Genomic DNA, 26,356 nt, shown 5'->3' on the forward strand with positions numbered 1-26,356 from the left:
GTACGAAAAGCGTGTCAGCCAGCGAGGCATACAGCCCACCCATTACTCTGGGCGATACGGGTGCCGTACCAGACGGCCCCGCCGTACGTCGCGGCAGCCGACAAGACTAACAGAGTCTAGCCCCGCTGCGCCACGGCCTGTGCCGATTCACCGGGTAAAGAAACGACAGGGGCACCCGAAGGTGCCCCTGTTGACGCCAAACCCCGGACAACACGTCCGGGGAGAGTCGCGATCAATCCCAGTTGTTGATCTCGACGCGACGGTTTTGCGCACGTCCGGCATCAGTTTCGTTGGTAGCGATGGGCTGTTCCTCGCCGTAGCCACGCGTGGTCATGCGATTCGAATCGATACCACGAGACACCAGGAAGTCACGCACGGAGTCGGCGCGACGCTGAGACAGGTCCTGATTGTACTGGTTGGAACCGATGGAATCGGTATGACCCTCGATGCTGACGCGCATCCGCGGATTCTCGCGCAGGGTAGCAGCCACCTGATCGAGAATCGGGTAGGCGCTCTCGCGAATCTCGGCGGAATCGAAGGCAAAGGTCACTTCGCTGTCCAGTACCACCGGTTCGAACTCGGGTGCAGGAGCCGGTGCAGGCTCGGGCTCCGGCATCGGCTCGGGCTCGGCTACCGGTTCCGGCGTGCGGTCGGCACACAGCAGGGCACCAACGGCGGAACCTGCCACCGCACCGGTTGCAGTGCCTTCTTCCTCATCGGATTCACCGCTGGTCGCATAGCCGATGCTGCCGCCTACCAGGCCGCCGGCGATGCCACACACCAGGGGGTGCTGATACCAGGCACGATCGCCGGAGGTATTCGACATGCCGCCAGATGTCTCACCACCGCGCTGGAAATCGGTGGCACAGCCGGAAAGGCCAATCATCAGTGCAGAACCCAACAGCAAGCCAGTCGTTGATTTTTTCATTGCAAGACTCCTTCTTGATTTCATCTCGGGGCTATGCGAAAGCGAACTCCCCGAAGGTCAGGGCATTCATTGACCCAACGGCTTCAAGTGTAGGCCTTTATTGCCTTTGCTCAAAGCGTCCTCACACTCCATTCGTTGACCATCTTGCAGAATTTTGCCAGAAAAATCCCGTCAATGGACACTGATCAGCTTGATGGAGTACAAGACGCCGCCAACATACCTTGGCGTAAAGTGTTTGTATAGCTTCAATGCAAACCATCCGGCCAGCGGCGGCGAAACTTAAGCACCTCTTCCGCTGCTGCCAGAACCGGTTGGCGCCACTCCGCCTCGACCTCGAGGCGCTCGCGGTCCTCACGCATCCGCTCGCGCGGCGCCAACTGCTTGCGTGCGGCGTGCGTATGCAGGTGCCGCGTACGGGCATAAACCTCACCGAAGGCCTGAAAACCAGGTCTTTCGATGAGACCGGGATCGAGGATATCGAGCAGCAGCTTGCATCGCCAGGCGCCCTCGGTGACGTCCACTTGCTCCTGGATCAGCGACGACGCGACGATCTCGAGGTTGGACAGACAGTTCTCGTGGGCGCGACGAAGCTCCTCCTCACGAAAGGCCTGGCGGCGCTTCACCTCCTGCCACAGCGTAAAGGCATAAGCCCCCAGGCCGGTAACGATCGCCAAGCCCACCCCAAGCAGGATCAATGCCGTTGTCGTCGTCATCGCATCTCCAGACTGACGGAATGATCCGCGCATTGTAACGCAAGGCGTTTGCCGGTACAGGCCCGACCCTTCTCGTTACGTGAAGGCCCACAGGCCAGCGTAGTGATCCAGTAGCAGCACGCCGAATACGCCCAGGATGTAGCGAATGGAGAACCAGAAGGCCGCCAGCGGGGCCTGAGGGTCCGCGCCACGCCAGACCTTCCAGTTCCAATACATGAAGCGCAGATTCAGCACCATGACGCCTATCAGGTAGACGGCACCGCTCATGCCGATGGCGAACGGCAGCAGGGTCACGGCGACGGTCAGCCAGCCATAGAGCCATACCTGTAACCGCGTGAATGCCTCGCCATGAGTCACTGGCAACATCGGTACCCCGGCGCGGGCGTACTCGTCTCGCTTGTGAATCGCCAGCGCCCAGAAGTGCGGCGGCGTCCAGGCAAACACGATCAGCACCAGCAGCAGCGGCTCCGGTCCCAGCTGTCCGGTCACCGCCGTCCAGCCGAGCATGGGGGGCGCCGCCCCGGCGACGCCGCCGATCACGATGTTTTGCGGGGTCGCACGCTTGAGAAACGCCGTATAGATGAGGGCGTAGCCGATCAGCGAGCCCAGCGTCAGCCACGCCGTCAGCGCATTCACCTGCCACAGCAGCAGGCTGATGCCGGCAACCGAGAGCAGCGATGCCCAAATCAGCGCCAGTGGCGTCGGCATCCGCCGGGTTGCCAGGGGGCGCTGCGAGGTGCGCAGCATCATCGCATCGAGCCGACGATCGACCACATGATTGAACGCAGCCGCTCCGCCCGCGGCCATGCCGATGCCGGCCAGACCGTACACCATCACGGCAAGCGAGGGCAGCGTCGGTGTCGCCAGCGCCATCCCTACCAGCGCACACACCAACATCACCACGACCACCCTGGGTTTGCACAGCGTGAGCAGGTCCTGCCAGGTCCAGTCGGAAGCCTCCCACTGTGCCGGCGGTACGCGCTTCACACTCTCTCGCTTCAACAGCGCGTTAGACATTCGCCCACTCCTTGTCTTTTCCCGTTGAACCCACGGCCTCGACGGCCGTCTCTCGCCAGCTCCACACGGCCAATGTCAGCAGCAGGACCAGTGACACGGCCCCGGCCGTATGCAGCAACGCCAACCATAATGGCAGCCACATCAATACGTTGGCGACACCCAACCCCAGTTGCACAGCATAGGCGGCAACCAGCCCCGCCAGCCAGGGCCGCATGCGCGCCTCGCCCCAATGGCGTAGCGCCAGCGCCAGCAGCGCCAACCCCAGCAGCAGCGCACCGAGGCGATGCCCCAGATGAATGGCGGTGCGGGCCTCGGCATGCAGCTGGCCGTAGAGATAGTTCGGCCCGACCGTCTGAGTCAGATGGAACCCCTCGCTCCAGTCCATCTCCGGCCACCATTGACCGTTGCAGGTCGGGAATCCCTGGCAGGCAATTCCGGCATAGTTGCTTGACACCCAGCCCCCTAGCGCCAGCTGCAGCACCAGCAGGAGCATGGCCAGCCCCCACAGCGGCGTGAGACGACGCCTTGGCGCCCCGGGCGCGGCCCCCTTGGCGAAGCGGCGCAGGCTCAGGTGCAGCCACAGGAACAGCAGCAGCACCGTCAGCCCGCCCAGCAGGTGCAGGGTCACCACCTGCGGCCACAGCTTGAGCGTCACCGTAAAGGCACCGAACGCCCCCTGAACAAGGATCACCCCAAGTAGCGCCAAGTTGATCGCCCACGGATAACCGCTACGTCGGCGCAGGCCGGCGCCCAGAGCCAGGAGCGTAATCACCAGCAGACCGAGCGTCGACGCCACGTAGCGATGAATCATCTCCATCCAGGCCTTGAACGTCTCCAGCGGCGCACCCGGCGAATGGGCCATGGCGCGCTCGGCATCCGGCACTACCAAGGCACCGTAGCAGCCCGGCCAGTCGGGACAACCAAGCCCGGCATCTACCAGCCGCGTCCAGGCACCGATCAGCACGACGACCGCCGTGAAGACGACACCAACCAGGCTGAGGTTGAGCAACCAGCGCAGACGACGCGAATGGGCCGGCTCGAGAAGTCCTGGTGTGAAAGCACCCTGCATGCCTGGCATCCTGGATCCTGTCATGTTCCGTCACCTTGTCACATCCGGGGCCCGCACCGCCAGGCGGCACCGGGCGTTCAAGGACGCTCGCCGTCCAATTCCGTCACCGCACGCCGATCGGGATTGCGTTTCAGCAGATGGCCGAGATCGTCGAATACGTCACGCTGCGACACGCCTTGCGCATAACTCAGGACCGCCCGCCCTTCGGGGTCGAGCAGCCAGATGCCCCCTGGCTGCTGCCACTCGGGGCGCTCCCGCCACTGGGTTACCGTTTCACCCGGCAGGGCCTCTGGCATCCCGCCGATCCGCAATCGGCTGACACGCGGCGCCTCCCGCCCCAGTGCGCGGTGCATGCGCCACCAGCGATCGGCCTCGGCGCGACAGTCGCGGCTGCAATCGAAAGCCAATATCCAGTCCCCTCCATCCAGGGAGGCATGGCGTGGCTCCAGCGGCCACTCCGCCAGCACCGGCACGTCAGGCGCCAGTTCGCCGTGCGCGGTACGCTGCGCGGGGATGCCGATGCGCCACTGCACCATGACCCAGGCCGTCAGCATGGGCAGGGCGAAAACCGCGATCAGGGCGAACAGCTTGAGGCGCTGTCGCTGTACGTTCATGGCTTGCTGCACGATCTTGCTCCGCTAGTTGCCGCTCATGAGTCCACGCCGTTCGACCACTGCTCCCTGGTCAACCGTCGTCCTCCGATAATCATCACGGCCAACGCTGCCAGCGCCAGCCCCCACCACTGCACGGCATAGCCCACGTGACGCGCAGGCGGCACCACGTTGGGCTGCCACCACAGCTCGAGCCGCCCAGGCCCCTCCTCGAGATGCAGCCAGCCCGGATACGCGAATCCTTCCGGAATCTCCCACGCCGCGAGGTCGATGCGCTGCAGGCGCATGCCCTCCCGGTTGGGCCCGAAGAGCGGCGCCCCATCGCCGGCGAGCTGCCAGCGCCCGCGTAGCTCGACTTCGCCCGCGGGCGTCTCGGTGCTGGGTGTGTCGCGGGTCGGCCCCGTGGGCATGAAGCCTCGCTGCACCAGCCACAGGCGCCCCGCATCGTCGCGCAGCGGAGTGAGCACGGCCACGCCCAGCTGTCCCTCATGGGTACGATTGTCGAGGAATAGGGTCTCCTGCGCCACGTACTCCCCTTTCAGTGTCAGACGGGCTCCCTCCGGCGGCGGCTCGTGGGGCGATGTCAGCGTTGGTGCCGCGTCGAGCCGAGCCAGGTAGCGGCGCTTGTCGTCGGCCCGCTCCCACTGCCATAGTCCAAGGCTTAGCCCGACAATCACAAGCAACGACCAGAGCAGGTACCACAGACCCAATCGCCTCCTGGGCAGGCGCGATGACGGTCCCCGGCCTGCCCTGGCTCCCTGACCTTCGATGGAGTGCCCCATGATTCTCAAGACCCTGATCGCGGCTCTGTTCCTGGCCATGCTGGCCAGCCTGGCGGCCGGCGTAGGCTTCCTGTTGCGCGACGACAGCCAGTCCCGCCGCCTGCTGATCTCACTGAAGGTCCGCGTCACCCTCGCGGCCCTGCTGGTCGCCCTGCTCTTCTACGGCTTCTACTTCGGCGGCCTGGGCGAGGCATGAGCCCAAGCCGCCGCCTGACCGGTCAGAAGACGTAGACGAAGATGAACAGCCCCACCCAGACCACATCGACGAAGTGCCAGTACCAGCTCGACGCCTCGAAGCCGAAGTGCTCCTCGGCAGTGAAGTGGCGCCGCATGATCCTCACCAGCATCACGATCAGGATGATCGTGCCGATAATGACGTGCAGGCCATGGAAACCGGTCAGAATGAAGAAAGTGGCGCCGTAGATGCCGGCCTGCAGCGTAATGCCGTAATGGGCGTAGGCCTCGTAGTACTCGACGGCCTGGATCGTGATGAAGCACAGCCCCAGCAGGACGGTTCCTGCCAGCCAGTTGCGACATACCTGGCGATGACCCTCCTTCAGCGCCTCGTGGGCGACGGTCAGGGTGATGCTCGACGAGACCAGGATCAAGGTGTTCACCAGCGGCAGCTGCCAAGGGCTGAAGACCTGGGCGGGGCCGGCCACCGAAGAATCCGGTGGGTTGAGCAGCGGCCAGTGCGCGGTGAACTCCGGCCACAGCAGCGCCGTGGCCCCCTTGGCGCCCTCGCCGCCCAGCCACGGCAGGGCGAAAGTTCGAACATAGAAGAGCGCGCCGAAGAAGGCAGCGAAGAACATCACCTCGGAGAAAATGAACCAGCCCATGCCCCAGCGGAAGGAACGATCCATCTGGGTATCGTAGAGGCCGCTGCGAGATTCGTGCACCACGTCTCGAAACCACAGCGCCATGACCGTCAGCACGCCGACCAGACCGATCGCCATGACCACGGTGCCGCGTCCATGTACCAGCACCATGCCGGTGCCGATCATCATCACGCCGAGAGCCAGGGATCCCAGCGCCGGCCACTTGCTCGTTGCGGGTACGTAGTAACTGCCACTCATGCCTCTTCTCCTTGTTTGGTCTGCACCTCCGCCTGCAGCGGCTGGTGTCTGCCCTCGACGGGATAGAGGGTATAGACCAGGGTGACGGTATGAACCTCGGGGGGCAGATCGCGCGCCAGCTGGAACACCAGCGGCAGCTCGATCCGTTCGCCCGCCTGCAGTTGCTGCTCCTCGAAGCAGAAGCAGCTCGTCTTGCGCACGTGACGCGTGGCTTTGGAGGGCGAGACGCTGGGCACGGCGCGGCCCCAGCTCTCGGCACCGCTCTGGTTGCTGAAGGTGAAATAGATCTCGGAGGTCTGCCCCGGGTGCAGCCGCACCTGGCGAGTTTCCGCCTCCATGCGCCACGGCAGCCCGGTGCCGTTACGGGTAATGAACTGCACGGTCACCATGCGCGACTCGTCCACCTCCTCGTTGACGATGGCCTGGGCGGTGGTATCCACTTTGCCGTTGATGCCTGTGAGCCGGCAGAAAGCGTCGTACATCGGCACCAGGGCGAAGGCAAAGGCGAACATGCCGACCAAGGCTGCCACGGTGCGCCAGACCGTGCGCCGCACACCGGCTTCACGCACCTCGGACTCGTTGCGGCTCATGCTTAACTCCTCCTCGCCGACGCCGACTTCACCCGTACGTCCCGGCCTTAGTGGGCCGGGCGCTCGAAGGTCGGCGGTGTCTCGAAGGTATGCAACGGTGCCGGGCTGGGTACGCTCCACTCGAGGTCCGTGGCGTAATCTCCCCAGGCCTGGGCCGGCGCCTTCTTGCCGCCGCGTACGCAAAGCACGATGAGGGCGACGAACAGCAGCTGGGAGAAGCCGAAGATGAAGGCCCCCAACGACGACGCCAGGTTGAAGTCGGCGAACTGCAGCGCGTAATCGGGAATACGCCGCGGCATACCGGCCAGGCCCGAGAAGTGCATCGGGAAGAAAGTCAGGTTGACGCCGATCACCGAGAGCCAGAAGTGCCACTGTGACAGGCGCTCGTTGGGATAGTGACCGGTCCACTTGGGCAACCAGTAGTAGGCCCCGGCCAGGATCGCGAAGATCGCCCCGGGCACCAGCACGTAGTGGAAGTGCGCCACCACGAAATAGGTGTCGTGATACTGGAAGTCAGCCGGCGCGATGGCCAGCATCAGTCCCGAGAACCCACCGATGGTGAACTGCACCACGAAAGCCAGGGCGAATAGCATCGGCGGCTCGAAGCTGATCGAACCGCGGAACATGGTCGCCACCCAGTTGAACACCTTCACCCCGGTGGGTACCGCGATCAGCATGGTGGCGTACATGAAGAACAGCTGCCCGACCAGCGGCATCCCCACCGCGAACATGTGGTGACCCCAGACCACGAACGAGAGGATGGCGATGGCGGCGACGGCGTACACCATCGAGGCATAGCCGAACAGGCGCTTGCGCGAGAAGGTCGGGATGATCGCCGAAACGATGCCGAATGCCGGCAGGATCATGATGTAGACCTCGGGATGGCCGAAGAACCAGAACAGGTGCTGGAACAGCACCGGATCGCCACCCCCCGCGGCATTGAAGAAGCTGGTGCCGAAGTTGATGTCCATCAGCATCATGGTGATCACCCCGGCCAGCACCGGCATCACCGCAATCAGCAGGAAGGCGGTGATCAGCCAGGTCCAGACGAACAGCGGCATGTCCATCAGGCGCATGCCGGGCGCACGCATGTTGAGGATGGTGGCGATGATGTTGATCGCCCCCAGGATCGAACTGATGCCGGCGATATGCAGCGAGAGGATGAAGAAGGTCGTCGAAGGCGGCGCATAAGTGGTCGACAGCGGCGCATAGAAGGTCCAGCCGAAGTTGGGCCCACCCCCGGGCATCAGCAGCGTCGAAAGCAACAGGCAGAAGGCCACCGGCAGCAGCCAGAAACTGAAGTTGTTGAGTCGCGGCAGGGCCATGTCGGGCGCCCCGATCTGCAGCGGAATCATCCAGTTGGCCAAACCGGTAAAGGCCGGCATGACCGCCGCGAAGACCATGATCAGGCCATGCATGGTCGTCATCTGGTTGAAGAACTCCGGCCTGACGAACTGCAGGCCGGGCTGGAACAGCTCGAGCCGCACCACCAGTGCGAAGATGCCGCCGATGAAGAACATCGTCAGCGAGAAGATCAGGTACAGCGTGCCGATCTCCTTGTGGTTGGTGGTCAGCAACCAGCGCAGGATGCCCTTCGGCGGGGCATGGTGGGCGTGACCATGCCCGGCTTCCGCGGCGGTGCTGCTCTGCTCTAGCGTCGGTTGAGGAGGTACCTTCGGGGCCATCGGACTACTCCATGAACATTGTCTTGTTATAGCGCGGCATGTCAGGGTGGCACGGCGCGCACGCCGTGCCTGCCGTCACTCCTCCAGCCGTTCGGCGATCTCGGCGGGCTGAACGACTTCACCGGTATCGTTGCCCCAGGCGTTGCGCGTATAGGTGAGCACCGAGGCCAGTTCGACGGGGTTGAGCGTATTGCGGAACGAGGGCATGGCGGAGCCGGACACGCCGTTGATCACCTTGTTGACGTGCCAGTCCTTGTCCGAAATGAGCTGCTCGTTACCGGCCAGGGCCGGGAAGGCGGGCGGCGAGCCCTGACCCTCGGGCTGGTGGCAGGAGGCGCAGATGCTGCTGTAGATGCCCTCGCCGCGCTCCATCAGTTCGTCCATCTCCCACTCGCGGTCGATACCCATGGCCTCTTCGGCCGCAGCCTCCTTACGCTCGGCCAGCCAGGTATCGAACTCCTCCTCTTCGACGGCATGCACGACGATCGGCATGAAGCCATGGTCGACGCCACACAGCTCGGCGCACTGTCCTCGGTATATGCCGGGCTCCTGGATTTCCACCCAGTTCTCGTTGACGAAGCCGGGAATGGCGTCCTGCTTGACGGCAAGCTGGGGCACCCACCAGGCATGCATCACGTCATCCGAGGTAAAGAGGAAGCGCACCTTGCGGTTGACGGGCAGCACCAGCGGTTCGTCGACTTCGAGCAGGTAGTGTTCGCCACGCGCCTCCTCGCCGTTGATCTGTGCCCTGGGGGTAGCAAGGTTGGATATGAAGGAGACGTCCTCGCCGAGGTACTCGTAGCGCCAGCGCCACTGCTGGCCGGTAACCATTACGTCGAGCTCGGCTTCGGAGGGGTCGTAGATCTTCTGCAGCGTCGCCGTGGCGGGCACTGCCATGCCGACCAGAATCAACAGCGGCACGATGGTCCAGATGACCTCGACGGTGGTGTTCTCGTGGAAGTTGGAGGCCTTGGCCCCCCGGGAGTGGCGGAACTTGAACAGGGAATAGAACATCACCCCGAACACGACCACGCCGATGACCACGCATATCCAGAAAATGGTCATGTGCAGGCCATAGATCTCGCCGCTCAGGGTCGAAACCCCAACGGGCATGTTCCAGCCGTTAGCCAGAGCCACCTGGCTCGAGCCGACAAGGGTCAAGCCCCCTGCCAACCAGACGAGCAGAGTGCGCATCGACGCCTCCCGAAGTTGTAGTTGTACCGGAACGGCAACCCCGAGGGTCAGGGATCGGGGGCTCTCCTCCTGAGAACATTAGCCGCTTCTTCATCGAGTATAGATATCTGGTTTCGAAAGTCACTGCCCTCGGCCATGCCTGCTGGCTAACGCGCCAATCAACGCAACGCCGGTGAGCGTTACCCCGCTGCAAGGCTCGCCACCAGAACGATCAACCCCACCAGCACGGCCCCCATCACGATGCCAACGGCGATGAAGGCGACCGGATTGCCCTTCTCGAAATCCTTGAGCCGCTGCTGCTCACGCTGCACGCCGAGAAAAGCGGCCAATACCGATTTGACGACCTCCCACATAACCGGCTCCTTCTTCCGCTCGGCTCGACAAAGCATGCCATGAACGAAGGGCCAAGAGACAAGCCCCCGAAAGTCGAACTTTTCATAATGCAGCGCAGCAAAACATCTGTCCTACAGGACGGCGTGCGCTACACTCAGGATGATTACCTCTCCTCCCGTTTACCACGTTTGGAGCCTGCTCATGGCCAGCCCGTCAGCTAACAGTCCCTTCAGTTTCACCCCTGCGCTCGATGCTTCACAACCCATGATCGAGTGGTGGTCCCAGCAGTGCGTGCAAGGCCTTGCTCCGATGACTCGCTTTCAACTGGCCTGCATGGAGTGCACCTGCGAAATGTTGCAGCAGGAAGCCCGTTTCTTTTCCGCCCTCTCGGCGGCAGGCGAACAGCTCAGCCATTGTTACGAGACCCATGGCGCCGATCCGGAGAAGATGAAGGAGTGCTACGAGGAAATTGCCCGAGAGGTCGCCGACCAGCAAATGCAGCGACTGAAGCAGGTAGCCAGCCTGCCCCAGGAATTCAGGCGGCGTATTTGGGAGGAGATCTGAACGGAACTGTGTTTTAGCCAAGCCAAAACGCAAAACCGCCGCCCGGCATGACCCGTAAGCGGCGGTTTTGACTGTGTTTCGTGGTCGGAGCGACAGGATTCGAACCTGCGACCTCTGCAACCCCATTGCAGCGCGCTACCAAGCTGCGCCACGCTCCGACTTTTTGTCGACTTGCGCCAGAAAAAACTGACGTCATTCGACGCTTCCGGGCTGACCGACCTGGCCGGCGCCCCGAGAACGAGGCGTATACTAGCGCGTTCGAGCTCAAATGGAAAGTCCCTTTTGTACTTTCCTTTCAGTTGTTTGCCGGGTCAGAGGAGCCGACCCACCCCTTCGGCGCCTTCCTCGTCGAGTCCTTCCGTTCACAGCACTCTCCTCCTTCGTGCAGGATCGAGACTATCTTCTCTCTTTGCCTCTATCACTCACTGCACAGAGGGAGATCCGTATGACACGCTTTTCGCTGGAAGGACGCGCCGCCCTGGTTACCGGCTGCAACAAGGGCCTCGGCCAAGGCATCGCCGTGGCCCTGGCCGAGGCCGGTGCCGACATCGTCGGCGTCAATCGGCGCGCCGCCGAGGAGACCCGCAAGCGCATCGAGTCCTGCGGGCGTCGCTACGTAAACCTCGAAGCCCAACTGGGCCATGACCCTGCGGAAGAGATCGTCAATCAGGCCATCGACAGCCTGGGACATCTCGATATCCTGATCAACAATGCAGGCACGATCCGCCGCGCCCCGGCAGTGGACTTCACCGAAGCGGACTGGGACGAGGTGATGGACATCAACCTCAAGGCGGCCTTCTTTCTCAGCCAGCAGGTGGCGCGTCACCTGATCGAGCGCCAGGCACCGGGGCGCATCGTCAACATCGCCTCGGTCCTGTCGTTTCAGGGCGGCATCCGGGTGCCCTCCTACACCGCCAGCAAGAGCGGCATCCTTGGGCTGACCCGCCTGCTGGCCAATGAATGGGCCGCCCACGGCATCACCGTCAATGCCATTGCGCCGGGCTACATGGCCACGGACAACACCCAGGCGCTGCGTGAGGACGAAAAGCGCAGCGCCGAGATCCTCGGGCGCATTCCTGCCGGCCGCTGGGGAACGCCCGAGGACCTGGGCGGCGCCGCCGTCTTCCTCTGCTCCGATGCCGCAAGCTACGTCAACGGCCATGCTCTTGCCGTCGACGGCGGTTGGCTCGCCCGCTGAAGCTGTCACGCCGGCGCCGAGTTGCATTTCCCCCGAGCTGAACCATAATCGGGATGAATGTCAGGCTAGCATCCTGTCATACCAACAAGCGCGATGCCGGCCCATCACGACGACGATGGCAATTAAATAACGACAACGAGGAATCGCTATGCGACTGCGCGGCAAGACGGCGCTGATCACGGCGGCCGGTCAGGGTATCGGGCGTGCGACGGCCGAGCGCTTCGCTGCCGAGGGCGCCAGGGTAATCGCCACCGACATCGATGCGGCTAAGCTTGACGACCTGGCGGCCGTCGACGGCATCGAGACCCGCCGCCTGGACGTGCTCGACTCGGCCGCCGTCGAGGCCATTGCCGACGAACTGCCTCCGCTACAGGTGCTGTTCAACTGTGCCGGCTTTGTCGCCAGCGGCTCGCTGCTCGATGGTAGCGACACCGACTGGGAGCTCTCGCTGGCCCTCAACGTGACCGCCATGATGCGCCTGACCCGCGCCCTGCTGCCCAGCATGCTCGCACAGGGTGGCGGCAGCATCATCAACATGGCTTCGGTGGCCTCCAGCCTCAAGGGCGTACCCAACCGTTGCGCCTACGGCACTACCAAGGCCGCGGTGCTCGGCTTGACCAAGTCGATCGCCGCCGATTACATCGCCCAGGGCATTCGCTGCAACGCCATCTGTCCCGGCACCGTGGATTCGCCCTCGCTGCGTCAGCGCATTCGCGACCAGGCCCATCGACAGGGCCGATCCGAGGCCGAGGTACATGCCGAATTCCTCGCCCGCCAGCCGCTTGGGCGGCTCGGCACGGCACAGGAGATCGCCGCCCTGGCCACCTATCTCGCCTCGGACGAATCCGCCTACACCACCGGCACCGCCCAGGTCATCGATGGCGGCTGGCTGATCTGAATCCGAGCCGCGCTCGGGCTGAATGAATAACCAGGAGATGAGACGACATGAAACTGCTGCGCTTCGGTCCCAAGGGCCACGAAAAACCCGGCCTGCTCGACGCCGATGGCGTGATTCGCGACCTCTCGGCGCATATCGACGACCTGCATGGGCACCACCTGGGGCAAGGCAGCCTGGCGGAGCTCGCCAGGCTCGATCCCGCGCGCCTGCCAGAAGTCCCCGCCGATACCCGGCTCGGCCCCTGCGTGGGACGCGTAGGCAAGTTCATCTGCATCGGCCTCAACTACTCCGACCACGCCGCCGAGACAGGCGCCGAGGTACCGCCCGAGCCAGTCGTGTTCAACAAGTGGACCAGCGCCATCTGCGGCCCCAACGACGACGTCATCATCCCCCGCGGCTCACAGAAGACCGACTGGGAGGTCGAGCTAGGTGTAGTCATCGGCAAGCGGGCGCGCTACGTCGAAGAAGCCAACGCCATCGAGCACGTGGCAGGCTACTGCGTGGTCAACGACGTCTCCGAGCGCGAGTTCCAGCTCGAGCGCAGCGGCACCTGGGACAAGGGCAAGGGCTGCGATACCTTCGGCCCGCTGGGCCCCTGGCTGGTCACGACGGACGAAGTGCCCGACCCACACGACTTGGCGATGTGGCTGGAAGTGGACGGTCATCGCTACCAGGACGGCTCCACCCGCACCATGGTCTATCGCATTCCGTTCCTCGTCAGTTACCTGAGCCGATTCATGACGCTCGAGCCGGGCGACGTCATCTCCACCGGCACTCCGCCGGGCGTGGGCATGGGCCAGAAGCCACCGGTCTACCTGAAATCCGGCCAGCAGATGCGCCTCGGCGTCGAAGGCCTGGGCACCCAGACCCAGCACGTCGTCGCCGATCCGGCAACGCCTCCCGAGGCATGAGCCCATTTCCCCGGAGCCCGAGATGAGCGACACCATTGCCAGCAGCAGCGGCCAATTGGCGACTCTGCGCGTTCATGCCGCCGACAATGTGCGCGTTGCCCTCAAGGACCTGCCGGCCGGCACCCGGGTCGTCGACGACGGTCGCGAGTTGCGGCTGACCGAGCCGGTGCGCCACAAGCACAAGTTCAGCCTCGCAGACCTGGCGACCGGCGATGCCGTGATCATGTACGGTGTCACCGTGGGGCGAGCGACGTGCCCCATCCCCGCCGGCACCGCCATCAGTGTCGCCAACACCGAGCACAGCACCGCTTCCACCACACCGCAGGCCAGGCGTGGCCAGTGGCACGCTCCGGACGTAACGGCCTTTGCCGGCGCCACTTTCGAGGGCTTTCATCGCCCCGACGGCAAGGTCGGCACGGCCAACGTGTGGCTGGTGGTGCCGCTGGTGTTCTGCGAGAACCGCAACATCGAGGTGCTGCGCCAGTGCGTCGCCGATGCCTTGGGCGAAGACCCCTACCGCGACTACAAGCGCATGGCCCGCGAGCTGCTGCACGGCAAGCGCGACGAAGCGCGCGAGATCGCAGCCGTCGAACGCCTGTTTCCCAACGTCGATGGCGTCCGCTTTCTCTCCCATACCCTGGGCTGCGGCGGCACCGACGACGACGCCCAGGCCCTTTGCCAGCTGCTGGCGGGCTACATCTGCCACCCCAACGTGGCCGGCGCCACGGTACTCAGCCTGGGCTGCCAGAAGGCGCAGATCGAGATGCTCAAGGCCGCCGTGGCCGAGCGCGATCCCCAAGGACTGCGCCCGGTCCACTACCTGGAGCAACAGGCCAGCACCAGCGAAGAAGCCCTGATTCGCGAGGCCCTGACCACCATCTTCGATGGCTTGGCCGTAGCCGACCGCATCGAGCGCACGCCTGCCCCGCTATCGGCGCTCACGCTCGGGGTGGAGTGCGGTGGTTCCGACGGCTTCTCGGGGCTTTCGGCCAACCCGCTGGTGGGAGCGGTGGTCGACCGCCTGGTGGCCTTGGGCGGCAGCGGCATGCTCAGCGAGTTCCCCGAGCTGTGCGGCGTCGAACACGAGCTGATGGTCCGCTGCCGCGACGACAGCGTGGCCGAGCGCTTCCGCGCCTTGATGGAAGCCTATCAACGGCACGCCGCGCAGGTAGGTGCCGATTTCTCGATGAACCCTTCACCCGGCAACATCCGTGACGGCTTGATTACCGATGCCATGAAATCCGCCGGGGCGGCCAAGAAAGGCGGCGACAGCCCGGTAGTAGACGTACTCGACTACACCGAACCGCAATCCCGCGCGGGCCTCAGCCTGCTCTGCACCCCGGGTAACGACGTCGAATCCACCACCGCACTGGCCGGCTCCGGCGCCAACCTGATCCTGTTCACCACGGGACTGGGCACGCCCACCGGCAACCCCATCACCCCGGTGCTGAAGATCGCCAGCAACAGCGAACTGGCGGCGCGCATGGCGGACGTCATCGACTTCGATGCCGGGCCGATCATTCGCGGCGAGGCGAGCATCGACGAGCTCGCCGAGCGACTGCTGCAGCTCTGCATCGACACCGCCTCGGGCCGCTACCGGCCCCACGCGGTGCGCCTGGCGCAGTATGATTTCATACCCTGGAAGCGCGGCGTTTCTTTATAGGGCGGAATTGAGATAAGGCGGAATCGAGTGATGAAAGCGGAGTTTGGAAGCGCTGAGCAAATTGGCGAGCGAGATGAAGCGCAAGGCGCACGGAGCACAGGAACCGGAGCATATGGGGTATATGTGAGGATTCCGAGCACCGCGCAACGCAGCGATTCGCTCGCGCAGGCATTTGTTTATTCCGAAAGGCGCTTCTTGAGCTTCATATAGGTTCCGTAGTGGCGGTCCAGGTGGCGCCGCATCGCCGCCTCGGCGGCATCGGGGTCGCCCGACTCGATGGCCGCGACTATCGCCTCGTGGGCCGAGAGTGCCGCCTTGTCCTCGTCCTTCTGCTGCAATACCTGGGCACGACGGTCGTCGAGCCACTCCGAGAGCGCCACGTGAATGGCATCGAAGACGGGATTGCGGCCAATGCTCGCCAGCACGCCGTGGAAATCGTTGTCCGAGCGCTTGAAGCGTGCCTCGTCGCCGATGGCGTCCCGGTTGTCGGCCAAGGCATCGCGCAGGCGCTTAAGGTCCTCCTCGCCGGCATGCAGGGCTGCATAGCGCGCCAGCGATATCTCGAACATGGCCCGGGCTTCCTGGAAGTACTGCTGGCCATCGGGCTTGGACAGCAACTGGCGGGTAACGCCGGAGAGCCGCGCCATGACCGCCTCGGCGGTGGGTCGAATCACCCGGGCGCGGGTACCGCTGTTGATGGCGATCAGCCCGAGCTGCTGCAGGTGGAAGAGCGCCTCGCGTACCGCCGGGCGGCCGACGCCGAACTGCTCCATCAGTTCCCGCTCCGAGGGCAGTTGATCGTTCTCCTTCAGCCGGCCTTCGAGAATCTCCGCCTCGAGCTGTTCGGCCACCTGCTCGGACAGCGTCTTGCGCTCCACCTTGTATCGACTCATGCAATGCAACTCCTGGCCAGCCAATCCGGGCCCTCACGGCCCCGCCCTTATGGTACTGCATCCTCAGCGCCGAACGGGACGCTAAATCAGCGCAGGGATCGAGAGCCGCTCGGCCAGCTCGGCATACGCCGCCACGTTGGCCGGGTCGAGTGGAATACCCTCCTTGTCGCGGTGCGCCTGGCAGCGCCACTCGCGATCGCCGGGCGCCAGCACTTCTTCACCCTCCAAGGCGGGCTGCGTGCGTAGATCCTCAAGGTAATCCAGCATGCCGCGATCAAAGATCTCGCGCTCGACGAAGGCATCGGGGCGCATGACCAGAAAAAAATGCCCGACACCGCGCGGCGTACTCATGTCATCGCCACTCATCGGCAGCAGGCGAAAGCCATGCACCATTCCCGTCAGGGTGGCGCTGAGCACTTCGGCCATGCCGGCGAGCCCTGCCCCCTTGAAGCCGAAGTCGGCACCACCCAGCGGCAGCAGCGAAGCGGCACGGGAGGCATCGGTCGTGAGCCGGCCCGCCGCGTCGACGACCACGTTGGGCGGCAGCTCGCGTCCGATGGCGGCGTACTGCTGCACGCGATTCCAGGGAATGGCACTGGTCGCCATGTCGAGCAGGTAAGGAGGCTGGTCGGGCACCGGCGCGGCAAAGGCGATGGGATTGGTGCCGTGGAACGGGCCCTGCCCGTGGTGCAGGCTGACCAGGGCGTCGGCGGTGCAGGTCGCGAGCCCCACATAGCCGCGCCGGGCAGCCGCCAGGGCGTAGCAGCCCGCCGCCCCGAAGTGTGAGGAGCGCCCCACGGCCACCGCACCGATGCCGACCTCGTCGGCCAGGGCGATGGCGTGATCGATAGCGACATAGCCGGCCCGGTGGCCGAAGCCATCGCCGGCATCGAGATAGCCGGTTCCCGCCAGACGCCGGGTGAAGCGCATGTCCGCCTGCGGCCTGATGCGCCCGCCTTGCACGGCATTGACGTAGTGCGGCAGCAGGCGCAGGCCATGGCTGTCGGTGCCCATGCGCGAGGCGGTCACCAGCGCATCGGCAACCGCCTCGCACGTGGCACCGTCCACCTCGCAGCGAGCCAGGGCTTGGCGCATGAAGGTAGACAGGGCTTCGGCCGAAACCCGGGCGGCGGGCTCGTAAGTGCGGGACATCGGGTCTCCTCAGCAAGCGAATCAGCGATAGAAGAGTGTCGGTAGCCACATGGAAATGGCCGGTATGAAGGTGACCAACAGCAGCGCCAGCACCAACGGCACCAGGAACGGCAGCGTGCCGCGCATGCATTTCTCGAAGGAGATGTTAGAAACCCGAGAAAGCACGTAGAGCACCATGCCCACCGGCGGCGTCAGCAGACCGATCATCAGGTTGAGCACCATGATGACGCCGAAGTGCACCGGATCGACCCCGGCGGCGACCGCCAGCGGCAGCAGCACCGGCACCAGGATGGTGATGGCGGCGATGGTCTCCATGAAGCAGCCGACCACGAGGAGGACCAGGTTGGCGAACAACAGCACGGCAAACTGGCTGTCCGAGAATGGCCCCATCAGCGCCACCACGTGCTGGGTCACCTGATTGCTGGTCAGAATCCAGGCAAAGATTGAGGCACCGGCAACGATGAACAGGATGATCGCGGTGGTCTCGATGGTCTCCATGCTGACCTTCAGCAGACGTCGCCAGGTCAGGGTACGGTAGACCACGGTACCCAGCAGCAAGGCATAGATCACCGCCGCAATGGCTGCCTCGGTGGGAGTAAAGGCCCCGGTGATGATTCCTCCGACGATGATCACCGGCGTCATCAGCGAGAGGAACGCGCGCTTGGCGGCAACCCCCAGGAAACCCAGCGAGAAGCTGGCATCCCGCGGGTAGCCGCGGCGGCGAGCAAGCCAGGTGATCATCACCATCAGGACTACCCCCATCAGCAGCCCGGGAATCAGACCGGCAGCGAACAGCTGACCCACCGAGGTGGAAGCCATCACGCCATAGATCACCATCGGCAGGCTCGGTGGAATGATCGGTCCGATAGTCGACGAGGCCGCGGTGATACCGACCGCGAACTCCTGATCATAGCCGGCGTCGCGCATGGCCTTGATCTCGATGGTACCTAGCCCGCCGGCATCGGCCACCGCCGCTCCCGACATGCCGGAGAACACGATACTGGCACCGACGTTGACGTGGCCGAGACCGCCGCGCATCCAGCCCATCAACGCCTTGGCAAAATCGAAGATGCGGGTGGTGATACCACCGTTATTCATCAGGTTGCCCGCCAGGATGAAGAACGGAATCGCCAGCAGCGGAAAGCTGTCGACTCCGTTGATCATGCGATGGGCGACGACCACATCGGGCACCCGCCCGGTGAGGTAGACATACATCAGGCAGGAACCGGCCAGGGCGATGGCGATGGGGATCCCCAGCAGCAGCATGGTAAAGAGGCTGGCGAAGAGAAAGCCGAGGTAATATCCCTGCAGGGCCAGAAACAGGCACAGCCCAACGGCAGTCGCGGCAATGATCGGTGGAACCAGCGGGCCGCGTCGGCTGGGGGTCATGGGCGCACTCCGGGACGTGTCATCGTGATAGCGGGTCATGGTGCGTCGTCATCCGTAAACAGCAGTTCGCTGGTACCCTCTCGCCAGTGGCGCACGGCGACCTGAATGGCACGCAGCAGCATCAGCACGAAGCCGGCGAACACCACGTAATAGAGGTAGCTCTTGGGAATATCCACCGACACCATCATGGAGTGGGTACGAGCGGCAAGCTGATAGCTGATCCAGCAGCCGCCGACGAGAAACACGATGCGGGCCAGATCGACCAGAGTGGCCATGACCCGCCCTGTCGTTCCGGGCAAGTAGCGGTAGAAGAACTCCACCGCAATGTGCGAATTCTTCCTGACCGCCATGGCGCTGCCCAGAAAGCCCACCATGATCAGGAAATAGCGTGCCATCTCTTCCGTCCAGGCAATGGAATCGCCCAGCACGTAGCGGCTGAAGAACTGCAAGAAGACGATGACCAGCAGGACCCAGAACAGCGCCAGGGTGATGTAGTCCTCGACGGCATAATCCCGGAACTCGAAGCTGTCCAGTTCCTCGGCCTCGATCGAGCCCAGCTCCTGCCCAGGCGGGAAATGCTCATCCGACATGACGACCTCCTACGGCCTCCATGCCGCCAGGGGCATGGAGGCTTCAGCGTTGGCAGACGAGCGCTTACTGGCCGAGGGCCTGCAGCCGATCGTAGGTTTCCTGGTCCCAGGTCGCCGCCTCGCCGTTATGGTGCGGCATGACGGCTTCACGGAACGGCCCGGTATCCACCTCATTGACCGTGGTGCCCTGCTCCTCGAACCAGGCCACCAGATCCTGCTCCTGCTGCTGGATGTCCTGGGTGATCTTCTCGCCCGCCTCCTGATAGACCTCACGGAAAATCTCGCGGTCCTCTTCGGAGAGTCGGTTCCACAGCGGGCCGCCGGCAATGGTGATCAGCGAATCGGTGATGTGGCCGGTGAGGTTGATATAGTCCTGCACCTCGTGGAATGCCTTGGCCCGAATGGTCGGCAGCGGGTTCTCCTGGGCTTCGACCACGCCCTGCTGCAGGGCCAGATAGACCTCGGCGAAGGCGATCGGCGTGGGGTTGGCGCCCACCGCCTCGGGAAACATCATGTACATCGGTGCGTTGGGCACACGAATCTTGAGCCCCTCCATGTCCGCCGGCTCGTTGATCGGCTTGTTCGAGGTGGTATGGCGGCGACCGTAGTAGTTCATCGCCAGCGGTACGTTGCCGGTCTCGTCCTGGTAGCCCTGGGCTATCTCCTTGAACAGGTCGCTGTCGGCGTAGGTCTGCCAGTGGTCGAAGTCACGGAACATGTAGGGCGCCCCGGCAATGCCGATGGGGCCGTAGAAGCGGCCGGCGAACTGGTTACCGGTATAAATCAGATCGACGGTACCCAGGCCCAGCCCTTCGTTGATGTCGGCCTCCTTGCCCAGCGAGGAGGCAGGGTGCACCTCGATGGTGTAGCGCCCTTCGGTGCGTGCTTCGATCTCGTCCGCCGCCCATAGAGCCCATTCATGATAGGGCTCGGATGTCTCGTAGACGTGAGCGAAGGTAAGAGACTCGGCAGCTGCGACACCGGCGGCGCTCATTCCCGTCACCAGCAGCGTGGTCGACAGCCAGCGATTCCGCTGGCGGTTGCTCTGCTTGACCATCTTGTTGTTCTCCCTCGTGAGCGGTGCCTTCAACGGCGGTTGCCGCCTACGGCGGATGGATTGTTGTATACGTGTCATACCATCATAAGGAAACCTAGTTCCTCGCTTCGCGTGCTGCAACCGAGAGGTCAGGCTTTCGACGAATGTCTAATGCCGGCAAGCAACGTGACGAGCAGATCCTCAGGACCGAAGCCCCCCGCCTTGGTCATGACCGGCCGACCGGCATCGCCGTTGACGTGGCCCAGCGGCACACCCGGGCACCACTCTCCTGCAAGCTCGATGTACTCGCCGCCGAGTCGCTCCAGCACGGCCAAGGCGATATCGCCTCCGCAGAGGAACAGCAGGACGCCCCGCTCTTTCCCGCCCGCCGCGGCGACAGCATTCGCCATGCCCGCCGCGACCGCCTCGGCATTCGCCGCCCGATCCGCGAGCACTCCCGGAACGATGATGCACTCGCCGCGGTCATCAGCGTCGCTTACCGGGCCGAAGGCAGGCCGGCAGGGAACCTCGGGGAACGCCGCGCGCAACATTTCGAGCTGGCGGCAGCTACGAGGTGACCGCGAACCCACCGCGAACAACGTACGTACCGGCTCGGGCAGCGCGAACGTCCGCGACGCTGTCGCCGTGTACCGGGTCAGCGCCATGCTCCGAGCCAATGCCTGAGTCAGGCCTGCCGCACAGACCGGCAGCCACTCGCCAGGCGCTTCGAGAAGCTGCTCGGCAAGGAGCATCAATGTTGCGTCGTTCGTGGCATCGACGACGCAATCCGTCACCGTTAGAGGCCGACCCGCCTCGACAACGTGACGCACCAGCGAAACGCCATCCACGGCAAAGCCGCGGTCCAGCGGCCCTGTCAACGGTGGCGACAAGGCATCCCGGGCGTAGGCGGTCGCAGAAAGCGGCTCTCCCTCGACCCACACTTCGCCCCCCTGCACGCAGCGGCCCTGGCTCGGTACCGCCGGGCACACCAGCAAGCGCCGGCCGGTGAGGCGACGCAGGGCAAGAGATTCCGCTACCACCTGCCCACGCAGCGTGGAATCCACCTTCTTGATCAGCAGCCGTGGGCGCAGCTCGAGCAGCCGCTCGGCGGCCTCCTCGACCCGTCGGGCGGCAGCGTCACGACCGAGATGCCGCGACCCGGTATTGACTGCCATCACCCGTGACGGCCCTCCGCTCGCCGACAGAGCGGCCCCAAGTCCCTCCAGCGTCACCGCCACCCGCGCGGTCATGCCGCGCTCGGCGAACGGCGCGGCGGTGTCGAGCGCCCCGGTGAGGTCGTCGGCAACGATGGCAATGTCAGAGCCTGCGATCACGCGACAGCGCCCTGCTTTGCCAGGCGACGCGCATAGGCGATGGCCGCGCCCAGGTTGGTGGCATCCGCCTTGCCCTGCCAGGCAATGTCGAAGGCCGTACCGTGATCCACCGAAGTACGCCGGATCGGCAGTCCCAGGCTGACGTTGACCGTGGTATCGAAGGCGATCAGCTTCACCGGGATGTGGCCCTGATCGTGATACTGCGCCACCACCAGGTCGAACTCGCCGCGAGAGGCACGGTAGAACACCGTGTCGGCCGAGATCGGACCATGCACGTCGAAACCCCGCTCGCGCAGCGCACGCACGGCCGGCGCGATGATCCGATCGTCCTCGTCACCGAAAATGCCTCCCTCGCCGCAATGGGGGTTGAGGCCGGCCACGACGATGCGCGGCGATGCGATGCCCATGGCCACCAGATGCTCGTGGCCCACCTCCACAGTAGCGGCAATGCGCTCCGGCGTGACCCGCTCGATCGCCTCGCGCAGCGACACGTGAGTGGACACGTGCAGCGTCGAGAGCCGCTCCGAGGCCAGCAGCATGAACGAGGACGGCGCCCCCGTAAGCGCCGCCAGCATGCCAGTGTGGCCATCGTAGTAGTGCCCCGCCTCGTGCAGCGCCGCCTTGTTCAACGGCGCGGTGACAATCACCTTCGCTTGTCCCGCCTGCACCAGCGCCACCGCGCGCTCGACGCAGCGAAAGGCCAGGTCGCCGGCAGCGGCGCCGATACGGCCATCGGCTATCGATTGCCTCTCTGCCACGCTCACCTCGGCCACCGCCACGCGGCCATCACCGGGTACGGCCTGCTCCAGCGGAACGAAGTCTGGCGCCGCATCGATCAGGCCAGCGGCACGGCGATAGATCGCGAGGTCGCCGACCAGCAGCACCCCGTCTCGCTCGGCGGTCGACATGCCCGCCACGGCCTGACAGATGATTTCCGGCCCGATGCCTGCGGGGTCGCCCATGGTAATGGCGAGATCAAACTCGCGGCGTGCCGCGGCTTGCGACGTTGACGTCTCCCTCATGGCATTAATTGCCCTCCGTTGACCTCGAGAATCTGCCCGGTCACGTAGCCGCTCATGCGATCGGTGCCCAGGAACACATAAGCCCCCACGCACTCGTCGGCGGCACCGGTACGCCCCATGGGTATGGAAGCGGATACCGCGGCCAGCTGCTCCTCGGTGGAGTGGCGTTCGTGGAAATCAGTGAGAATGACTCCCGGCGCCACGGCATTGACGCGGATCTTGTCGTCCATCAGCTCCTTGGCCATGTTGCGAGTCAGCGTGCTGACGAAGCCCTTGGCCGAAGCGTAGAGCCCCGCGCCCGGCCCGCCACCGTTGCGCGCCGCGATCGACGAGGTATGAATGATGTTGCCCCTACCGACACGCTGGAAGTGCGGCAGCGCCGCCTGGGACACCATCACCACCGAACGGGCGTTGAGATCCATCACGCGGTCGTAGTGGGCATCGTCGATCTCGCCCAGGGTGACGCGCCCCAGCATGTCGCCGGCGTTGTTGATCAGCAGGTCCAGTCCGCCCAGTTGCTCTGCGGCTTCGTCGACGACACGCCGGGCCTCCGCGGAGCGGCTCACGTCCCCCTTGACGACCACCGCCTGGCCGCCTGCGTTACGGATGTCTGCCGCCACCGCCTCGGCCTTGTCGGCACTTGCATGGTAGTGCACGGCAACACTGGCCCCCAGTGCACCCAGCTGGCGCGCCACGGCCGCGCCGATGCCACGGCTGGCGCCGGTAATCAGCACGCGCTTGCCTTTCCACTCATCGAGCATGACTGAATCTCTCCCTTGTTGGTTTGATTGCTTGTGATGGCTTGGTTGCTGGTGATGATTTGATAGCTTGTCGTGACTTGCCTTCGGCAGATGCGCTCGCCTGTCGACCCGGCTTGGCACCTTGCGCTAGAGTGACATTGACTTGGCATACCTGTCATACAAGTCGACACCAACAACAGCATAGACGAGTCCCGGCAAGGAGGCAGCATGACCACCATCACGCAGGTCCAGGTCCACGACATCCGCTTTCCCACCTCGCGTAACCTCGACGGTTCGGACGCCATGAACGCCGCGCCGGACTACTCGGCCACCTACGTCATCCTGCAAGTCGACGATGACAGTGCGAAGGGGCACGGCCTCACCTTCACCATCGGCCGCGGCAACGAGATCGTAGTGGCGGCCGTCAACGCCCTGGCTCATCTCGTCGAGGGCCGCACGCTGGCCTCGATCACCGCCGACATGGGCGCGTTCTGGCGCGAAATGACCGGTGACAGCCAGCTGCGTTGGATCGGCCCCGACAAGGGCGCCATCCACCTGGCCACCGCGGCGCTGGTCAACGCGGTATGGGACCTGTGGGCCAAGCGCGAGGGCAAGCCCGTGTGGAAGCTGCTGGTCGACATGACGCCCGAGCAGCTGGTGCGCTGCCTGGACTTCCGCTTCGTTACCGATGCCCTCACCCCCGAGGAGGCCATAGCGCTGCTGCGCCGTCAGCAGGCAGGCAAGGCAGAGCGCGAAGCCGAGATGCGCCGCGACGGCTTTCCCGCCTATACCACCTCGGCCGGCTGGCTCGGCTACCCCGACGACAAGGTGCGCCGCCTGGCCCGCGAGGCGCTCGCCGAGGGCTGGACACACTTCAAGCAGAAGATCGGCGGCGACTTGGAGGAGGACATTCGCCGTGCCGCCCTGCTGCGCGAGGAGATTGGCTGGGACAACGTACTGATGATGGATGCCAACCAGGTCTGGGAAGTCGACGAGACGGTCGCCAAGATGCGCCGCCTGGCCGAATTCGATCCGCTATGGATCGAGGAGCCCACCAGCCCCGACGACGTCCTCGGCCACGCCGAGATCCGCCACCGCGTCGCCCCCATCGGCGTGGCCACCGGCGAGCACTGCCACAACAAGGTGATGTTCAAGCAGTTCTTCCAGGCCGACGCACTCGACTACTGCCAGCTCGATGCCGCGCGCCTGGGCGGGCTCAACGAGGTGATCCTGGTGGCGCTGATGGCCGCCAAGTTCGACGTGCCGGTCTGCCCCCATGCCGGCGGTGTCGGCCTGTGCGAGTATGTCCAGCACATCTCGCTATTCGACTACATCGCCGTGTCGGGCAGCCTGGAGGGACGCGTGCTGGAATACGTCGATCACCTGCACGAGCATTTCGTCGACCCCGTAGTCGTCGAGCGCGGGCGCTATCGGGTGCCCGAGGCGCCGGGCTACAGTATCACCATGCACGAAGCGTCGCTGGCCCGGCACCGCTTTCCCGACGGGGCCGCCTGGCAGGAGGAGCGCTGAATGAAACGTGACGGCTTTCTCGACGCACTCTCCATGCGCCTGGGCGAGCGCGGCCTGCTGCGCGAGCCCGACGACATGACCCGCTACGTGGCCGACTGGGCCGGCGACCGGCTCGGCATGCCCCTGGCGGTGGCTCGCCCCGCCTCCACCGAGGAGGTCGTCGATACGGTTCGCCTGTGCCGTGAACATGGCGTTGCCATGGTGCCCCAGGGCGGCCACAGCGGGCTGGTCGCAGGCGCCCTGCCCGCCGCCGAGGGCAACGAGCTCGTCATCAGCCTGGAGCGCATGAACCGTATTCGCGCCATCGACCCGATCAACTTCACCATGACCGTGGATGCCGGCTGCATCCTGGAGAACGTCAAGCAGGCCGCGGCCGAGCACGAATGCGAATTTCCGCTCGCGCTAGGCGCCCAGGGCAGCTGCCAGATCGGCGGCAACATCGCCACCAATGCCGGCGGGCTCAACGTGCTGCGCTACGGCATGATGCGCCAGTTGGTGCTGGGGCTCGAGGTGGTGCTGCCGGATGGGCGCCTATGGAACGGCATGACCGAGCTGCACAAGGACAACCGCGGCTACCCCCTCAAGCAGTTGTTCCTCGGCAGCGAAGGCACGCTCGGGATCGTCACCGGCGCCGTGCTCAAGCTCTCCCCACGCGCTACCCAGGCCCGCACGGCGCTGCTCGGCCTGCCCTCACTGGAGGCGGTGATCGAACTCTACGGCCTTGCGCGGCGTGACTGCTGTGACCTGCTCAGCGCCTTCGAGCTGATCCCGCGCCGCTGCATCGAACTCGCCATGGAAGCTACCTCATCGCTCAGCGACCCGCTGGAAGAACCGTACCCCTGGTATGTGCTGATGGAAGTCACCGCCAGCGGGCCCCTGGACCTTGGCGCCATGCTCGAGCACCTGCTGGAACAGGGCATGGCCCGCGAACTGGTGCTCGACGGAGCCTTGGCGTCGAGCGAAGGCCAGTCGGCACATCTATGGCAGTTTCGCGAGAGCATGCTGGAAGGTCAGCGTCGCCGCGGCGAGCACCTGCGCACCGACATCTCGATACCCATCTCGGCGATACCCGTTTTCGTCGACGCAGCCAGCCACATGGTGATGGAAGCCTCTCCCGAGTGCGAGATCATCGCCTATGGCCATGTCGGCGACGGCAACCTGCACTTCAACATCCTGCCGCCACCGACAATGCCGGAAGCGGACAAGCGCCACCACCTGCACGAACTCGAAACCCACCTGTTCGAGGTGGTCGACGGGCATGACGGCAGCATCAGTGCCGAACACGGCATCGGCCGGACCAAGCAATCCGCCTACCTGGAGCGGCTGTCGCCGGTGGAACGCGAACTGGCCGAAGGCATCAAGGCCCTGTTCGATCCCGAGGGGCTGATGAACCCGGGGCGCATCCTGCCGCCGCGGGACTGAGGGCTGCAACTGAGAG

At 64.7% G+C, this 26,356-nt stretch carries 27 protein-coding genes and 1 tRNA gene; 8 read left to right on the forward strand and 20 right to left on the reverse strand.

Features of this window, described 5'->3' with window-relative positions:
* Window positions 1–232: 232 nt before the first annotated feature.
* From KPL81_RS12390 to KPL81_RS12415, 6 genes are all read right to left on the reverse strand, one after another.
* Complete coding sequence (locus tag KPL81_RS12390; RefSeq protein ID WP_209478161.1) at window positions 233–928, reverse strand: OmpA family protein; 696 nt, start codon at window positions 926–928, stop codon at window positions 233–235.
* 245 nt (window positions 929–1,173) lie between these two features.
* On the reverse strand, window positions 1,174–1,641 hold the full coding sequence (locus tag KPL81_RS12395; protein ID WP_219792450.1) for a DUF2489 domain-containing protein: 468 nt from the start codon (window positions 1,639–1,641) through the stop codon (window positions 1,174–1,176).
* 75 nt (window positions 1,642–1,716) lie between these two features.
* Window positions 1,717–2,658, reverse strand: coding sequence for a heme o synthase (cyoE, locus tag KPL81_RS12400; protein ID WP_219792451.1), 942 nt, complete (start codon window positions 2,656–2,658; stop codon window positions 1,717–1,719).
* Window positions 2,651–3,727: a COX15/CtaA family protein gene (locus KPL81_RS12405; protein ID WP_219792645.1), complete on the reverse strand. Its 1,077-nt coding sequence runs from the start codon at window positions 3,725–3,727 to the stop codon at window positions 2,651–2,653. The genes cyoE and KPL81_RS12405 overlap by 8 nt, the downstream gene beginning before the upstream one ends.
* Window positions 3,728–3,804: 77 nt before the next feature.
* Window positions 3,805–4,353 (reverse strand): hypothetical protein, encoded by a 549-nt coding sequence (locus KPL81_RS12410; protein ID WP_219792452.1) that lies wholly within the window; start codon window positions 4,351–4,353, stop codon window positions 3,805–3,807.
* 23 nt (window positions 4,354–4,376) lie between these two features.
* Window positions 4,377–5,048: an SURF1 family protein gene (locus KPL81_RS12415; RefSeq protein ID WP_240549224.1), complete on the reverse strand. Its 672-nt coding sequence runs from the start codon at window positions 5,046–5,048 to the stop codon at window positions 4,377–4,379.
* Window positions 5,049–5,118: 70 nt separating this feature from the next.
* Here KPL81_RS12415 and KPL81_RS12420 point away from each other — a divergent pair, with 70 nt between their 5' ends.
* Window positions 5,119–5,316, forward strand: coding sequence for a DUF2909 domain-containing protein (locus KPL81_RS12420; RefSeq protein WP_209478151.1), 198 nt, complete (start codon window positions 5,119–5,121; stop codon window positions 5,314–5,316).
* Between the two features lie 22 nt (window positions 5,317–5,338).
* On the opposite strand, the gene KPL81_RS12425 is transcribed toward KPL81_RS12420, so the two are convergent.
* From KPL81_RS12425 to KPL81_RS12445, 5 genes are all read right to left on the reverse strand, one after another.
* Entirely contained in the window at window positions 5,339–6,196 is an 858-nt protein-coding gene (locus KPL81_RS12425) for a cytochrome c oxidase subunit 3 (RefSeq protein ID WP_209478149.1), read from the reverse strand.
* A complete protein-coding gene (locus tag KPL81_RS12430; protein ID WP_219792454.1) occupies window positions 6,193–6,786 on the reverse strand; it encodes a cytochrome c oxidase assembly protein in 594 nt (197 codons plus the stop codon). Before KPL81_RS12430 ends, KPL81_RS12425 begins: the two co-directional genes overlap by 4 nt.
* 47 nt (window positions 6,787–6,833) lie before the next feature.
* Window positions 6,834–8,471 carry a cytochrome c oxidase subunit I gene (ctaD, locus tag KPL81_RS12435; RefSeq protein ID WP_209478145.1) on the reverse strand — a complete coding sequence of 546 codons (1,638 nt, stop codon included), beginning with the start codon at window positions 8,469–8,471 and terminating at the stop codon, window positions 6,834–6,836.
* Window positions 8,472–8,546: 75 nt separating this feature from the next.
* Complete coding sequence (coxB, locus tag KPL81_RS12440; protein ID WP_219792455.1) at window positions 8,547–9,665, reverse strand: cytochrome c oxidase subunit II; 1,119 nt, start codon at window positions 9,663–9,665, stop codon at window positions 8,547–8,549.
* Between the two features lie 179 nt (window positions 9,666–9,844).
* On the reverse strand, window positions 9,845–10,018 hold the full coding sequence (locus tag KPL81_RS12445; RefSeq protein ID WP_219792456.1) for a DUF2970 domain-containing protein: 174 nt from the start codon (window positions 10,016–10,018) through the stop codon (window positions 9,845–9,847).
* A gap of 181 nt (window positions 10,019–10,199) precedes the next feature.
* Between KPL81_RS12445 and KPL81_RS12450 the strand changes: the two genes are divergently transcribed.
* The gene (locus KPL81_RS12450) at window positions 10,200–10,562 is read left to right on the forward strand and encodes a hypothetical protein (RefSeq protein ID WP_219792457.1); all 363 of its coding nucleotides are present in this window, start codon (window positions 10,200–10,202) and stop codon (window positions 10,560–10,562) included.
* Between the two features lie 81 nt (window positions 10,563–10,643).
* On the opposite strand, the gene KPL81_RS12455 is transcribed toward KPL81_RS12450, so the two are convergent.
* A tRNA-Pro gene (locus KPL81_RS12455) sits at window positions 10,644–10,720 on the reverse strand.
* Window positions 10,721–11,007: 287 nt separating this feature from the next.
* Between KPL81_RS12455 and kduD the strand changes: the two genes are divergently transcribed.
* The 4 genes from kduD (at window position 11,008) to KPL81_RS12475 (ending at window position 15,232) form a co-directional block, all read left to right on the forward strand.
* Window positions 11,008–11,760 carry a 2-dehydro-3-deoxy-D-gluconate 5-dehydrogenase KduD gene (kduD, locus tag KPL81_RS12460; RefSeq protein WP_240549225.1) on the forward strand — a complete coding sequence of 251 codons (753 nt, stop codon included), beginning with the start codon at window positions 11,008–11,010 and terminating at the stop codon, window positions 11,758–11,760.
* Between the two features lie 148 nt (window positions 11,761–11,908).
* On the forward strand, window positions 11,909–12,658 hold the full coding sequence (locus KPL81_RS12465; RefSeq protein WP_219792458.1) for an SDR family oxidoreductase: 750 nt from the start codon (window positions 11,909–11,911) through the stop codon (window positions 12,656–12,658).
* A gap of 47 nt (window positions 12,659–12,705) precedes the next feature.
* On the forward strand, window positions 12,706–13,569 hold the full coding sequence (locus KPL81_RS12470) for an ureidoglycolate lyase (RefSeq protein WP_219792459.1): 864 nt from the start codon (window positions 12,706–12,708) through the stop codon (window positions 13,567–13,569).
* A 22-nt stretch (window positions 13,570–13,591) separates the two neighbouring features.
* A complete protein-coding gene (locus KPL81_RS12475; protein ID WP_219792460.1) occupies window positions 13,592–15,232 on the forward strand; it encodes a UxaA family hydrolase in 1,641 nt (546 codons plus the stop codon).
* 176 nt (window positions 15,233–15,408) lie between these two features.
* Here the strand turns inward: KPL81_RS12475 and nanR are convergent, their stop codons facing one another.
* The 8 genes from nanR to KPL81_RS12515 form a co-directional block, all read right to left on the reverse strand.
* A complete protein-coding gene (gene nanR, locus KPL81_RS12480) occupies window positions 15,409–16,125 on the reverse strand; it encodes a transcriptional regulator NanR (protein ID WP_219792461.1) in 717 nt (238 codons plus the stop codon).
* A gap of 81 nt (window positions 16,126–16,206) precedes the next feature.
* Window positions 16,207–17,277 (reverse strand): Ldh family oxidoreductase, encoded by a 1,071-nt coding sequence (locus KPL81_RS12485; protein ID WP_219792462.1) that lies wholly within the window; start codon window positions 17,275–17,277, stop codon window positions 16,207–16,209.
* 21 nt (window positions 17,278–17,298) lie between these two features.
* Window positions 17,299–18,666, reverse strand: a complete 1,368-nt coding sequence (locus KPL81_RS12490; protein WP_219792463.1) for a TRAP transporter large permease — start codon at window positions 18,664–18,666, stop codon at window positions 17,299–17,301.
* Window positions 18,667–18,701: 35 nt separating this feature from the next.
* On the reverse strand, window positions 18,702–19,256 hold the full coding sequence (locus KPL81_RS12495) for a TRAP transporter small permease (protein ID WP_219792464.1): 555 nt from the start codon (window positions 19,254–19,256) through the stop codon (window positions 18,702–18,704).
* Between the two features lie 64 nt (window positions 19,257–19,320).
* Window positions 19,321–20,313, reverse strand: a complete 993-nt coding sequence (locus tag KPL81_RS12500) for a sialic acid TRAP transporter substrate-binding protein SiaP (RefSeq protein WP_219792465.1) — start codon at window positions 20,311–20,313, stop codon at window positions 19,321–19,323.
* A 128-nt stretch (window positions 20,314–20,441) separates the two neighbouring features.
* Window positions 20,442–21,626 carry a four-carbon acid sugar kinase family protein gene (locus KPL81_RS12505; protein WP_219792466.1) on the reverse strand — a complete coding sequence of 395 codons (1,185 nt, stop codon included), beginning with the start codon at window positions 21,624–21,626 and terminating at the stop codon, window positions 20,442–20,444.
* Entirely contained in the window at window positions 21,623–22,648 is a 1,026-nt protein-coding gene (gene pdxA, locus KPL81_RS12510; RefSeq protein ID WP_240549226.1) for a 4-hydroxythreonine-4-phosphate dehydrogenase PdxA, read from the reverse strand. The genes KPL81_RS12505 and pdxA overlap by 4 nt, the downstream gene beginning before the upstream one ends.
* A complete protein-coding gene (locus KPL81_RS12515; protein ID WP_219792467.1) occupies window positions 22,645–23,409 on the reverse strand; it encodes an SDR family NAD(P)-dependent oxidoreductase in 765 nt (254 codons plus the stop codon). Before KPL81_RS12515 ends, pdxA begins: the two co-directional genes overlap by 4 nt.
* Window positions 23,410–23,616: 207 nt before the next feature.
* Here KPL81_RS12515 and KPL81_RS12520 point away from each other — a divergent pair, with 207 nt between their 5' ends.
* Both KPL81_RS12520 and KPL81_RS12525 read left to right on the forward strand, forming a co-directional pair.
* Window positions 23,617–24,918 (forward strand): L-fuconate dehydratase, encoded by a 1,302-nt coding sequence (locus KPL81_RS12520; RefSeq protein WP_219792468.1) that lies wholly within the window; start codon window positions 23,617–23,619, stop codon window positions 24,916–24,918.
* Entirely contained in the window at window positions 24,919–26,340 is a 1,422-nt protein-coding gene (locus tag KPL81_RS12525) for an FAD-binding oxidoreductase (RefSeq protein WP_219792469.1), read from the forward strand.
* Window positions 26,341–26,356: the final 16 nt, after the last annotated feature.

This window comes from Billgrantia antri (assembly GCF_019430905.1).
In the GTDB taxonomy this organism is placed as follows: Bacteria; Pseudomonadota; Gammaproteobacteria; order Pseudomonadales; family Halomonadaceae; genus Halomonas; species Halomonas antri.